The following is a 12,933-nucleotide window of genomic DNA, read 5'->3' as shown; positions in this document are numbered from 1 at the left end:
CTTCTCGGCGAGGTCTCAATGTCGCCTTCTGGCGCTTCTTGGAACATTGTTGTGCAATCCGGGCGCTCGGACGGCCCGGCACCGGAAGCCTTCAAAAAAGGGTGAAGTTTTCTAGGATTGCTCAGCGAGTAACGTCTTCGCTTGCGCTCGCTTTCGCCTTGAGCGCTTCAACATTCTTGAGATGCGCGGTTCGGTCGATCCGGAAGCCAAGCAAGCAGAGGATCGAGATGAGGTAGATCACGCCGAGCGCGGCGATGAAGAACATTCCGAGCTCGCGCAGGGCGGCCTCCGGCACCTCGCCGGGCCGTGCTTTCTCCGGGAAGCCGACCAGCGAAATGACGACGCTGGAGATGAAAACTCCGAAGCCTGAGGTGGCTTTCTTGAGGAAGTTGTCGGCCGAGATCAGCAGGCCCTCCGAGCGCCGGCCGGTCCGTAGCTCCGCATCCTCGGTGAGATCGGCCACCATGGAGGAGAAGGCGATGTTCAGCATCAGGCCGATGGCGCCGCTGAGCAGGGCTTCGCTGACCAACAGCCAGAGGATCAGCGAAGTCCCGTTCTCCGGCAGCAAGCCGAGCAGGCGTAGAGTGACGGGCGTCGCATTGGCGAGGAATGCGGCGATGAACAAGAGGATCGCGCCAGTCTTCTTGCCAATTTTTGCGAAGAGCGGTGGCGCGACCACCAGGGCCGCCAGGGAAGCCACCAGGCCCGTGGTGACCAGATAGGAGAGTTCGAGGGTGCCGAGCTCCCAGAAGTAGACGTTGAAATAGGTCGAAAGTCCGCTGAGCACGCCCCCTGCGGTCGCGGCGAAGGTGCCCGACGAGGTGAGCACCCAGAAGGAACGATCCTTGAGGGTCGCGAATGTGTCCTTCAACAGGCGGAGCGGCGAACCGCTCCATGGCGGGGGATCGCGCAACCAAGGGATTCGGTGGTGGGTGGAGCGGGTGGCGATCAGGATGACGAGCGTGATCAGCGCGCCGGCCAGGAGACCATAGCGCCCGTAGCCCTCCGCGTTGAAAAGCCCGTCTGCGCCGGCGGAGCTGTCGCGCAGGAACACCCGGTAGGCGACGAAGGTGAGGAGCACGCCACCCAGAAAGGTGAAGAAGTAGCGGACGGTGATCAGGGTGGTGCGGCGATCATAGTCCTCGATCAGCTCCGGTCCGAGTGCAGACGAAGGGACCTCGAAGAAGGTGTCGAACACCCGCGTGCCAAACAGGGTCGCTGTCAGAAAGATGGCGAGCCCGGTCTCAGAAAGCCCGGCCGGCGGATTCCAGATCAGGGCGAAGCAAATCCCATAGGGTAGGGCTGCGGCGTACATGAATGGATGGCGTCGGCCCCATCGCGTACGGGCGTTGTCAGAAGCGATGCCGACCAGCGGGTCGAGCAGACCATCGATCGCCAGCAACACCATGATGATCGCCCCCACCATAGGCGCGGGCAGGCCGAGCACCTGATTGTAGTAGAGAAGCAGGAAAGCGCTGAGACTGCGGTTCTTGATGCCATTCGACATCGAACCCAAGGCATAGAGCGACATGCCGCCAAAACGCAGTGGCGGCGGTGCGTCGGTGCGAAGAATACGTTTCGGCGCGTCAGCGCCAAGCGCTGTCGTGGCTTCGCTCCGATGCGAAAATTCCCCGCGAGGATGAAGCTGGACCATGGGTGACGCCTCCCGCTCGCACCCTTCGTTGAGGGCGCGCTTGAGACCTCATTGCTGCAGCGATGGTTGTCAATCTGTACGATATTTGTCCATATATGGCATTAATGTGGACAAAAATCGTACAGATTGACTATGTATTCTGAGGCCCGCTAACCCTCCCGCAAGCTCGATATTGGGCAGTGACACACCGGCGGATCGCCGAGGGGAGGGGAGATGGAAGAAGTCCGCTTTATTGCGGCGACTGGCGCGCTCGGGGTTGGGGTCAATGCGCCCGCGCTCGATCGTGCGCTGGAGCTCAAGCCTCACTTCATCGCCGCCGACGCCGGCTCGACCGACCCAGGTCCCTTCGCCTTGGGGGCTGGCGTGCCGGCCTTCTCGCGCGCCGCGGTCAAGCGCGACCTCACCACAATCCTGGACGCTCGGGCCAAGGCCGGCATTCCGGCGTTGATCGGCTCGGCCGGCACCGCCGGCGGCGATCCTCATGTCGACTGGGTCCTGGATATCGTCTCGGAGATCGCCCGTGAACAAGGCTACTCGTTCAAGGTCGCGGTGGTGCGCTCCGAGCAGGACCCGGCCTATCTGGAGGAACTCTATCGCGAGGGGCGCATCAAAGCCCTGGATCCGGCGCCCGCGATCGACGAGGGCATATTCCGGCGCAGCGAACGCATCGTCGGCATGATGGGCGTCGAACCCTTGCAGGCGGCGCTCGCCGAAGGTGCAGACTTCGTGCTCGCCGGCCGCTGCAGCGACTCCGCGCTCTATGCCGCTATTCCGATTGCCCGCGGCCTGCCGGAAGGCTTGGCCTGGCACGTGGGCAAGGTCGCCGAATGTGGGACCATGTCCTGCATTGGCGGGCGCGGGGTGCTCACCGGGGCGATCCAGCAGGATTTCGCCACCCTGACTCCGGTCGGCGACGGCGGGATTCGAGCCACGCCGCTGAGCATCGCCGCTCACAGTCTCTACGAGGCCGCCGATCCGTTCCTGCAGAAGGAATCGTCCGGCACCCTTGATCTCACGGCGAGCACCTACGAGGCGCTGAGCGAGGTTTCCGTCTGCATCCAGGGCTCAGCGTTCCACCACGCCGATGAGTATACGGTGAAGCTGGAAGGCGCCGAGCGGGTGGGTTTCCAGACGATCATGATCGGGGGCATCCGCGACCCGTTCATTCTCAAGCGGCTGGATGCCTGGCTGGAGGAGATACGGGCCTATGTGGCGGGGCTCGCCGAACGCCTGCTTGGCGTGCGGATCGGCGAGGACGTCCATCTGATCTTCCACGTCTACGGTGACCAGGGCGTCACGGTGGGCGCCAAGCGCCCGACCGCCGAGCCGCCGCGCGAGGTGGGCATCGTCGTCGAGGCGACTGCCCAGACCCAGGAACTCGCGACCGAGATCGTCAAGCTCACCCGCCAGCCCTTCCTGCACCACGGGGTGCCGGAGTGGATGGGCGCGATCACCGGCTTCGCCTGCTTGCACAACCCTGCGCACGTCGAGCGGGGGCCGGTCTACCGCTTCAACCTGCATCACGTGGCTGTGCCGCGGACAAAGATGGAAATGTTCCGGACCGAGTTCGTGACCTTCAAGGACGGGGTGGCGCAATGAAACTGCATGAGTTGACCGCGCTGATCCGCAGCAAGAACGCCGGCCCCTTCACACTGACCTTCGACATCATTTTCCGCGACGCCGAAGCCTATCGGCGGACCAAGGCGGCAGGCGCGCTGTCGGCCGAGGTCTTTGCCCAGCGCTTCGACGTGCCAGTCGAGCAGGTGCGCTTCTTCGACTGTGAGAATGCGCTCGCCATGAAGTTCAGCATCCCGCGGCCGGTGTTCCAGGGCGACCTCGGCGACACCGACATGCATGGCGGCCAGCAGTTCGTGCCGCTGATGGATATCGAGGTGCGCTGAGCCGCCGCCCCGCGAGGGCCCATCCACCACATCGTTTTCGTTCCCTCGCCACGGCTCCGCCGCGGCGCGCCGGACGAGCTTGTTCCGCGTGAGACCAAAAAAACAGACGCCGGGCCGCGAGGCCGGCCCAAGGGGAGGTAAAAGACATGAGCGTGCGCACTCGTAGCGTGGTGTTTCCTATCGGGGTGATCCTCGCCGCCGCTGTGGCTGGCGGCGCGGCCAACGCCCAGACCTCGCCCGGACCGGCGGCTGGTTCGGACACGGTCAGCGAAGTGGTGGTGACCGGCTCGCGCATCGCCCGGCGAGACTATGTCTCCGAGAGCCCGATCGTGACCGTTGGGGCCGAGATGCTGGAGAAGAGCGGTGCGGTCACCGTAGAGGGCGCTCTCAACCAGCTGCCGCAGTTCACGGCCTCTTCCACCGCGTCATCGAACCTGACCAGCCGTGGCGGCCAGTCGAACGCAAACCTGCGCGGGCTCGGTCAGCCTCGGACGCTGGTCCTGCTTGACGGGCGTCGGATGCAACCCTCCAACACCGATGGATCTGTGGATCTCAACACGATCCCCGACTCTCTGATTGAGAATGTCGAGGTGATCACCGGCGGCGCCTCAGCGGTCTACGGCTCGGACGCGATCGCCGGGGTGGTGAACTTCCGACTGAAGCGCAACTTCGAGGGGCTCGAGCTGAAGGCCCAATACGGCGTTGCTGCGGAAGGCGACGGGAAGACCGTGCAACTGAGCGGCCTGATGGGCGGGAGCTTCGCCGAAGAGCGCGGCCGGGCGGTCCTCGGCCTGAGCTATACTGACCGTGAGCCGGTGATGATGTCGGACCGAGACTTCTTCCGGATTTCCTCGGCCTCCGCGAACCTGCCGCAAGGCGCCATCCGTCCGGACGCCGCCAACCTGCCCAGTCAGGCGGCGGTGAACGCGATCTTCGCCCGCTACGGCGTCGCGCCCGGCGTCGTGCCGCGCAGCAACACCTTCGGCTTCAACTCCGATGGGACCCTGTTTAGCGCGGCCACCCCCGCTCTCAATTTCCGTGACGACATGGGCAACCTAGTCTTCACGCTCAACAACACCTATTTCTACAACACTGGGCAGGTTTACTACCTGCAACTCCCACTGACCCGGTACTCGGTTTTCGGCCAGGCGAGCTACGACGTCACGGACTCGATTGAGGCCTACGCCCAGGCCTACTTCACCAGCTATGACGCCGAGACGCAGATCGTCGCGCCGGTGGCCGGCGGCGCGACCGCGCCGCGCCCGCTCACCGTTCCCCACAACAACCCGTTCGTGCCAGCCGATGTGGCCGCCCTGTTGGCGTCTCGCCCCAACCCGACGGCGCCCTTCCTGTACACGACCCGGATGAACGAGGTTGGGCTACGGGTGCAGTCCAACGACTGGAATGTGCATCAGCTGACGGTCGGCGCCCGGGGTAAGCTGCCGATCAAGGACTGGACTTTCGACGTCTATGGCTCCCGCGGCGAGACCCGCTACCTGGAGACCAACGAAGGCTATCCAAGCCTCTCGTCGCTCGAACGCCTGCTGTCCGCCCCGGACGGCGGCGCCGGCATCTGCGCCGGCGGCTATGACCCGTTCGGTTTGCGGATGCTGTCGGCCCAGTGCCTGACCTATCTGTCGCGCACCATTCACTCCTCCACCAACCTGACCCAGACCGCCCTGCAGGCCAGCTTCCAGGGCGGTCTGGTCGACCTGCCGGCTGGGGAGCTGCGGTTTGCGGCCGGGACAGAGTACCGCCGCAACAGCTATGACTTTTCACCCGACCCGCTGCTCGTGAACCTGGACCTAGTGAACGCCCAGGCGACGAACCCGTCCCGCGGATCGACCGAGGTCAAGGAATTCTACGTCGAGCTCCTGGCCCCGCTGCTGCGCGACCTGCCCTTCGTCGATGAACTCAACCTCGATGTCGCCTATCGCTATTCCGACTACGACAGCGTCGGTGGGGTCAACACCTACAAGGCCAGCCTCGACTGGAAGCCAAGCGACTGGTTGCGGGCGCGCGGCGGCTACCAGCGCGCGATCCGTGCGCCTAATGTCGGCGAACTGTTCACCGCGCCCACGCCCAGCTCCGAGGCGTTGGGCAATCCCGGGGCGATCGGGGTGGGCGATCCCTGCGACGTGCGCAGCCAGTATCGCTCGGCATCCTACGCCGGTTCGGCCCAAGTGCGTCAGCTTTGCCTGGCTCAGGGCGTGCCTGCCGCCCTCATCGACAACTATCGAAACACCAATTCGCGGACAAATACCGCTAGTCAGGGCAACCTGGATCTGCGGGAAGAGACGGCCGACACCTTCTCGGTCGGGATCGTGCTGACCCCGACCTTCGACAGCCCGTGGCTTCGGAACGTGTCTCTGTCGCTCGACTACTACAGCATCGAGTTGAAGGACGCGATCGGCAGCGTCACCGGGTTGCTGACCGTCTCCAAGTGCTACAATGCCGACGGTTCGAACCCGACCTACGACCCTTCGAACTATTTCTGCCGCCAGGTTGACCGGGAGCGCGCCTCCGGCCTCATCGCGGTGATCAACACGCCGGTGCTCAATCTCGGTGGATATCGCACAGCGGGGATCGACGCCCAGTTCGACTGGCGGATACCCCTGGCGGACATGGGACTGGGCGACCTGCCCGGGACGCTCTCAGCCAACGTCGTGGCCAGCTATCTCGACAAGTACGAGATCCAGAACCTGCCGAACTCTCCCTTCCAGGAGTATGCGGGCACGGTGGGCAATGCTCAGATCGATCCGTATGCCGACACGCGTCCGAGGTGGAAGGCCGCGACCACCATCTCTTACGAACTCCAACCCGTCGCGGTGTCCTTGCAGTGGCGCTACATCGACTCTCAGTCGAACGCAGCCAATGTCGGTACCTCCGGCACGACGCGCGGCGTGAAGGACCGCAACTATTTTGATCTGAATGGACGCTGGGCGGTGAACGAAGGTCTCGACCTCGCCGTCGGCGTCGTGAATCTGCTTGATGAGGAGCCGCCGTTGGTGGGGGTCACTCCGGGCACGACCAGCCTGTCCACCTATGACGTGGTCGGTCGGCGATTCTACGCGCGGCTAACGGCCAGGTTCTAAGCATCGCCGGGGTCGTTCCTTGAGCTCAGCTTCGGTGGACGGCCCCGGTCGAAGCGTATATCGCCAGACCAGAAGCCTTGGGAACTGACCGGCGCCTTGACCGACCAGCTCTACATCACCGCCGAGGACGCCGCCGCGCGGCTGGGGGTCACCGTCCCGACCCTCTACGCCTATGTCGGGCGCAAGAATATCCGATCGCAAAAGGTGCCCGGATCTCGCCAGCGACGCTACTGGCTGCCAGATGTCGAACGGGCGGCGAAGGGCGGTTCGCGGGGCGCCGGCGTGCTGGGGCTTTCGACGACCACCGACATCACGCTGCTCACGCCGGACGGTCCCTACTATCGGGGTCAGAGCGTCCTGGATCTGGCCGACCACGCCACGCTGGAGCAGGTCGCCGGCCTTCTATGGGAGGTCGAGGAGGCTGAGGCCTTTAGTGGGCGCACCGCCGCGGTGCCGCGGCTTTGGGCGCGTTTGCGTCAAGACTTCGCCCAAGAGACCACAACAGACACGGCGATCGCCATGCTTCCGCTCCTGGAGCATAGCAATCCGCGCGCCTACGACCTGAGTCGCGTCGGTATGGCGCGCAGCGGCGCGGAGATCATGCGTTGCTATGCGGCCCTTCTCACGGGCTTGGACTCGCCTGACGCCGCACCGTTGCACCTGCAGATCTCGGCCGCCTTCGGCAAGACGCCCGAGGCGGCGGAACTCATCCGGCGGCTTCTCGTGCTGTCAGCCGATCACGGGTTCGGGGCGGGGACGCACGCCGTGCGGGCTGTCGCCAGCACCGGGGTCTCGCCGTACAGGTCGATCCTCGCCGGGTTGGCCATCGTCACGGGCCGGCGGAGTCTGTTCGGCCGCACCGACGGTATCTCGCGCCTCATCGCCGAGCTCGTCGAGAGCGCCGATCCGAAATCCCTGGTGATCCGGCGCCTGCACGAGGGGGAAGAGATCCCTGGCTTCCGGTCCCCGGCGCCTTATGTGAACGGCGACCCACGGGCCCTGAACCTACTGCGCGCCTTCGAGGCGTTCCGAGGCGACGAGATCGGCTTCCGGCGGGTCAAGGCCGGGCTGGAAGTGATGGAAGAAGCGTTTGGCGCGTCGCCGGGCTTCGCTTTCGTCAACACCCTTGTCGGCCGCGCGCTAGGCCTGGGACGAACTCATGTCCTCTATGTGCTCGGCCGCTGTGCGGGATGGACCGCGCACGCCATCGAGCAGTACGAGGCCGGAGAGGTCGAGCGGCCGCAGTCCACCTATCTTGGGTCCCTTCCGCCTACCACGGGCGCACGCGAGACTTAGATAGCCCGCCACTTGGCTTGAGGGCGGGCATGCGCGCCCTTCGTCACCGAACCGGTGTGTAGATCACAAGCTTGAGGCTTGGGTCATCGTTGGCCTGGAAGCTGGTGTGCTCAAAGACCACGCGACCGAGCGTCGGGTGATGCAGCGTCTTCAGGCCAGCGGCGGAGCGACGCACATCATGGCGCTCCCACCAAGCGTTGAATTCCAGGCAGCCCGTTCTAAGGCGGCCAAGCAGGTCGATGAAGGCTGGGTCTCCGGCCCATAGATCATGGGTCGCGCGAAACTGGGCCACCATTCGCTGCGCCTCGTCGGCCCAGCCGTCGCCGAACAGGGCCCGACTGTGCGGATGGGTCAACATGGCGACCAGGATGTTACGGTCGGATTCATCCAGCAGTTGGAAGCCCAAGATGTCGGCGGCCGCCGAGTTCCAGGCGAGCAGATCGCGGCGGCGGCCCACGATGTAGGCGGGCTGATGCAGCGTCTCCAGCAAGCGCAGCAACGCAGGCGACGCCGTTTCGGCCTGGAAGGGCTTCGGCCCGCCGCCGCCGGCCAAGGTGCGTAAGTGCTGATGCTCCGGTTCGGAGAGTCTGAGTGCGCGGGCGAGCGCGTCGACGGTCCCGAGCGATGGCGTAACCGGCCGACCCTGCTCCAGGCGGATGTACCAGTCGACGCCGATGCCCGCGAGTTCGGCCACCTCTTCCCGACGGAGGCCTGGCGTGCGCCGGCGACGATGGCCTTGAAGACCGACACTTTCCGGGGATAGTCGGCTGCGGCGGGCTCGCAGGAAGTCCCCCAGCTCTTGCCGCTTCGCGTCCGCCATGCCGTCGTTCCTGGCCCTGTCAATCCCAGGATAATACCAGTCCTGAATGGGGGGCGAAAGACGCTCTAGGGTGGCGGTCTCAGTTTCCCACGAGGTGCCCATGAAAGCCGCCGTCCTAACCGCCTTCGGCGTACCACTTAAGATCATGACCATCCCCGACCCGGTGCTAGGCACCGGCGAAGTGATCGTCGACGTTATCGCCACAGGCGTGACGGGCTACGCCGCCAACGTTTTCAACGGGTCGCGGAATTACTTGCTGGAGCTGCCGGTGGTGCCCGGGCCGGGGGGGATCGGGCGCGTGCGGGCGACCGGGCCGGACGCGACCCGCCTGAAGGTCGGCGACTGGGTATTTTGCGAATCGACGGTGCGCTCGCGAGACGAGGCGCTGACGCCCGATAGCATCTTGCAGGGCTGGACCTATCGCACCGAGGCCGCGCTGCAGCTGCACCGCCATTTCCACGACGGCTCTTTCGCCGAACAGATGCGAGTGCCGACCGAGAACGTGACGCGGATTGGCGATATCGATCCGGCTATGGCCGGACGCTGGACGGCGCTGGGGCGCCTGGCGGTGCCATTCGGCGGGCTGCTGGCGGGCGGCCTGAGGGCCGGCGAGACCCTGGTGGTGAGCGGAGCCACCGGAGGTTTTGGCGGCGCGGGTGTAGCGGTGGCGTTGGCGATAGGCGCGGGCCGGGTGGTGGCCACAGGCCGCAACGCCGCGGCGCTCAAGGACCTCGGCAGGCGACTGGGGCCGCGCGTTGCGCCCGTGCAGATGACAGGAGACGAGGCCGAGGACCGCCGCCGGATTATTGAGGCCGCGGCGGGCTCGATCGACATGGTGCTGGACTTCCTTCCGCGGGAGGCCGCGGCGAGCCAGGTATTGGCGGCGGCGATGGCCCTGCGTCATGGCGGACGGTTGGTGTTGATGGGCGGGCTGAGAGGGACGCAGGGAGATCTGCCGCTCAACTACAACTGGCTGATGCACAACAACATAACTGTGAAGGGTCAGTGGATGTACGACCGAGACGCCATTGGGCGGATGGTCCAGATGGTGCGCGCCGGCTTGGTTGATCTTGAACAATACGAGATGACCGAGTTCGGCCTGCATGACGCCAATGAAGCGGTCGCCTACGCTGCCGCCAACGCCGGGCCGCGGCAGCTGACGGTGCTTCGGCCGGATCGGCCATAGGCTGACATCAAGGGCGGCGTGGGGACGGGGACGGACGCCTGGGGTTGAGCGTCAAGTGAGGTCTCGTCGGCGTTTGACCTTAGCCACAGCTGGCTTTTGGGGCGCCAGCCCAGTGGGAAGCATGTATTGAGCGTGCGGCGTTGAACGTCCGCTTGCCGGCCTAGTCTCAATGTCCACTTCTGGCGCCAAGCCGACGAGTGATCAGACTACCGCCAGCAGTCGTCGCTGCTCACTCCACCGGAGAGGAAGCGGCTGATTGATCAGCTCCGTCAGCGACACATCCCGCAGCCGTCGGCCCGCCAACAACGCCTCGACCACGTCCGGCGGCAGCCAGGCCAGCTTGAGCAGCTTGTCCACGTAGCGAGATTGCACGTCCTCTGCAGCTGCGATGTCATCGGCGCTCGTACGCTCGCCTGACGCAAGCTGTTCCTCCCACCGCCTTCCGCGCGCGATGGCTCGCAGGAGCGCTTCGTCTGGCTCGCTCTGCATAGACGATGAGGGGGCGTCTCCGATCAGCTGCTTGGAGCCGCCCCAAGTTTTGAGCGTCGCGGGAATTCTGATGACATCGTTTTTTGCGGCCGCCTCGCCATCGACGGCCTGTCGGCTCAAGGTCAGCTCAATCTCCCTCTCAGAGATTACCACGCGTTGGATGGCGAGGCCGTCGGCATGGTTCCGCCTCGCCGCAAGTTGCGCCTCGACCAGCGCCTCAATCGCATAAGCTGGAATGCGCCGGACCGAACCCGCCCCGCCGCGGTCCCTGCGGATCACAGCTTGGCTCACATAGTAGCGATAGGTCCGTGGCCCCCGACGCGCGGTGACCGGGCTCATGGGATGTCCTTGATCGTCGAAGATCTTGCCGACCAGCGCCGCCGCAATCGTGACGTTGGCGCTCTGCGCTCGGCGCCTGTTCCCCGCCGCAAGCCGCGCCTGAACAGCCTCGAACACATCATCGTCGACAATAGACTCGTGCTGGCCGCTATAGACTCTACCCTTGTGGACAATGTCGCCGCGATAGAGCCTGTTCCTGAGGAGGTAGTAGAGCGGCCCCTCACGCCAAGGCCCACCGCCAACGACCCGTCCGCTGCCCGCGATGCGCTGCTTTATGGTGATGCCGCGATCCCTCAGGTCCTCTGCGAGCGCACGAACCGATCCGAGCTCAAGATAGCGACGGAAGATGAGCCTGACCGTCTCCGCCTCAGCCGGATTGACCACCAGAGCCCGGCTTTGAGGATCGGTGGGTACGTCGTAACCGAGCGGCACATTCCCGCCCATCCACATGCCCTTGGCCTTCGACGCGGCGATCTTGTCACGGATGCGCTCTCCGGTGACCTCGCGCTCGAACTGGGCGAAGGAAAGTAGCACGTTGAGCGTCAATCGCCCCATGCTGGATGTTGTATTGAACGCTTGGGTGACGGACACGAACGAGACGCTGCGCTTGTCGAAGATCTCGACGATGCGGGCAAAGTCCGACAGCGCCCGGGTCAGGCGATCGACCTTGTAGACCACGACGATGTCGATCATCCCGGCTGCGATATCCGCTAACAGCCTAGCGAGGGCAGGGCGATCCATGGTCCCGCCTGAATAGCCGCCATCGTCGTAGATGGCGGGGAGCGCAGTCCATCCCTCTCCGGACTGCGACAGCACATAGGCCTCGCAGGCTTCACGCTGGGCTTGGAGAGAATTGAACCTCTGTTCCAGGCCCTCCTCCGAGGACTTGCGCGTGTAGATCGCGCAGTGGAGACGTTTGACCGCCATCAGGCGGCCGCCTTCGGCTTGTCGCGCAGGCCGAAGAAGAGCGGTCCGTTCCACCGCGATCCGGTGATCGCCCGGGCCACTTCGGAGAGGGATTTGTAGGCCTGATCCTGATGGATGAACCCATCGCCCATGACGCGGACTTCGTGCCGTACGCCGCGCCATTCGCGGATCAGTATGGCGCCTGCACCGAGCCGTGTCGGCGGCGCTGTGCGTTTCTTCGGTGGACTTGTGCGGCGCGCTTCAATCGCGGCCAGCTTGCGCTTGGCCGCTGGCGACAAGTCTCCCAGCGCGGCAGCCTGAAGCCGATAGGCCAGCATCCTGCGGAAGATCTCACGGCTGCGAAGCGGCGGCGGAGCCTGGCCAAGCCTCTCCGACCAGATCTCGCGCAGTTCGCTCAGGCGAGCGTGAGCGACACGGTCGAGGTCAGTGTCGAGGCCCTGTCGCAGTGCTGCGCGCCGAACTGTCCCTAGCCGCGCCATTCTAGGCCTTAATTCGGTAGATGGTGCGTCGGTCGACCTTCTCAGTGACGACCGTCAGGCCGAGCTTCTTCTTGATGTGTCCGGCGATGGCGCCGCGCACCGAATGGGCCTGCCAGCCCGTAGCTTCTGAGATGGCTCCGACGTCAGCTCCACCGGCCCGGCGCAGCAGTTCGATCATCGTGCTGATCTTGGTGGTGCGAGCGGGCGCAATCGCATCCGCTGCCTTTGCTTTATCTTTGTTTTTGCTCATGTTCGTCTCTTTCAGCGCCAAGTCGGCGGTTGGGACGAACGCTTCCTTTGCGGACGAAGTCGAGCGAAGCCTCGACCCAGCGCGGGCATGGTTGCTCTACTGGACGATCAGCTCTCCAGATTTATCACCCGACGGTATTTTCGGCTCCAGCGCTCCCGATGGTCGCCGAGCCGCGGAGCGCCGAGCCGTCGAATCGAGCGAAGTGATTTGGATTGTAGCTGGGCAAAGCCAAGCCACGACTTTGGAATGTCTGCGGCGACACTTCCATTTCCATCGAGTCCTGCTTCGATGGCGCAGATTTGGATCTGGGACGATGAATAACGCTCGGGGCCTTGTCGCTCTCCAACAAGCCGATCGGCTCGTGATCGAATTCGACACTTATCAGTACACAACACAGGCCGTCGGCCTGCACTACGATGCCGCGTCTGTCGTGCGTCTCGGACGCGACTTTTATAGGGGTTGGCGAAAGTTTCGACCGGATCATCCCGGGACCGGGG

Annotated in this window: 10 protein-coding genes; 5 read left to right on the top strand and 5 right to left on the bottom strand. The window is 64.7% G+C overall.

Translation table 11 applies throughout. The features are described from left to right. Nucleotides 1–121 precede the first annotated feature (121 nt). Nucleotides 122–1,654 carry an MFS transporter gene (locus RTL41_RS02875; protein WP_312161139.1) on the bottom strand — a complete coding sequence of 511 codons (1,533 nt, stop codon included), beginning with the start codon at nt 1,652–1,654 and terminating at the stop codon, nt 122–124. A 213-nt stretch (nt 1,655–1,867) separates the two neighbouring features. On the opposite strand from RTL41_RS02875, the gene RTL41_RS02870 reads away from it, so the two are divergent. From RTL41_RS02870 to RTL41_RS02855, 4 genes are all read left to right on the top strand, one after another. Continuing rightward, a complete protein-coding gene (locus RTL41_RS02870; RefSeq protein WP_312161137.1) occupies nt 1,868–3,253 on the top strand; it encodes an acyclic terpene utilization AtuA family protein in 1,386 nt (461 codons plus the stop codon). Then, nucleotides 3,250–3,555 carry a DUF4387 domain-containing protein gene (locus RTL41_RS02865; RefSeq protein WP_312161135.1) on the top strand — a complete coding sequence of 102 codons (306 nt, stop codon included), beginning with the start codon at nt 3,250–3,252 and terminating at the stop codon, nt 3,553–3,555. Before RTL41_RS02870 ends, RTL41_RS02865 begins: the two co-directional genes overlap by 4 nt. A 146-nt stretch (nt 3,556–3,701) precedes the next feature. Further along, on the top strand, nt 3,702–6,650 hold the full coding sequence (locus RTL41_RS02860) for a TonB-dependent receptor domain-containing protein (protein ID WP_312161133.1): 2,949 nt from the start codon (nt 3,702–3,704) through the stop codon (nt 6,648–6,650). 96 nt (nt 6,651–6,746) lie between these two features. Continuing rightward, the gene (locus RTL41_RS02855) at nt 6,747–7,946 is read left to right on the top strand and encodes a citrate/2-methylcitrate synthase (protein WP_312161130.1); all 1,200 of its coding nucleotides are present in this window, start codon (nt 6,747–6,749) and stop codon (nt 7,944–7,946) included. Nucleotides 7,947–7,989: 43 nt separating this feature from the next. Here the strand turns inward: RTL41_RS02855 and RTL41_RS02850 are convergent, their stop codons facing one another. Further along, nucleotides 7,990–8,766 carry a helix-turn-helix transcriptional regulator gene (locus RTL41_RS02850; protein ID WP_312161128.1) on the bottom strand — a complete coding sequence of 259 codons (777 nt, stop codon included), beginning with the start codon at nt 8,764–8,766 and terminating at the stop codon, nt 7,990–7,992. A 100-nt stretch (nt 8,767–8,866) separates the two neighbouring features. Here RTL41_RS02850 and RTL41_RS02845 point away from each other — a divergent pair, with 100 nt between their 5' ends. Then, nucleotides 8,867–9,952: an alcohol dehydrogenase catalytic domain-containing protein gene (locus RTL41_RS02845; protein WP_312161126.1), complete on the top strand. Its 1,086-nt coding sequence runs from the start codon at nt 8,867–8,869 to the stop codon at nt 9,950–9,952. A 201-nt stretch (nt 9,953–10,153) separates the two neighbouring features. Here RTL41_RS02845 and RTL41_RS02840 read toward each other — a convergent pair whose 3' ends face one another. From RTL41_RS02840 to RTL41_RS02830, 3 genes are read right to left on the bottom strand one after another with little or no spacing between them, the layout of a single operon-like run. After that, nucleotides 10,154–11,707 (bottom strand): recombinase family protein, encoded by a 1,554-nt coding sequence (locus tag RTL41_RS02840; protein WP_312161125.1) that lies wholly within the window; start codon nt 11,705–11,707, stop codon nt 10,154–10,156. Further along, nucleotides 11,707–12,186 carry a DUF2924 domain-containing protein gene (locus RTL41_RS02835; RefSeq protein ID WP_312161123.1) on the bottom strand — a complete coding sequence of 160 codons (480 nt, stop codon included), beginning with the start codon at nt 12,184–12,186 and terminating at the stop codon, nt 11,707–11,709. Before RTL41_RS02835 ends, RTL41_RS02840 begins: the two co-directional genes overlap by 1 nt. A 1-nt stretch (nt 12,187) precedes the next feature. After that, a complete protein-coding gene (locus RTL41_RS02830) occupies nt 12,188–12,436 on the bottom strand; it encodes a DUF3489 domain-containing protein (protein ID WP_312161121.1) in 249 nt (82 codons plus the stop codon). Between the last annotated feature and the right edge of the window lie 497 nt (nt 12,437–12,933).

Source organism: Phenylobacterium sp. (genome assembly GCF_031984885.1).
Taxonomy (GTDB): Bacteria; Pseudomonadota; Alphaproteobacteria; order Caulobacterales; family Caulobacteraceae; genus Phenylobacterium.
This window is presented reverse-complemented; position numbering and strand designations above follow the sequence as displayed.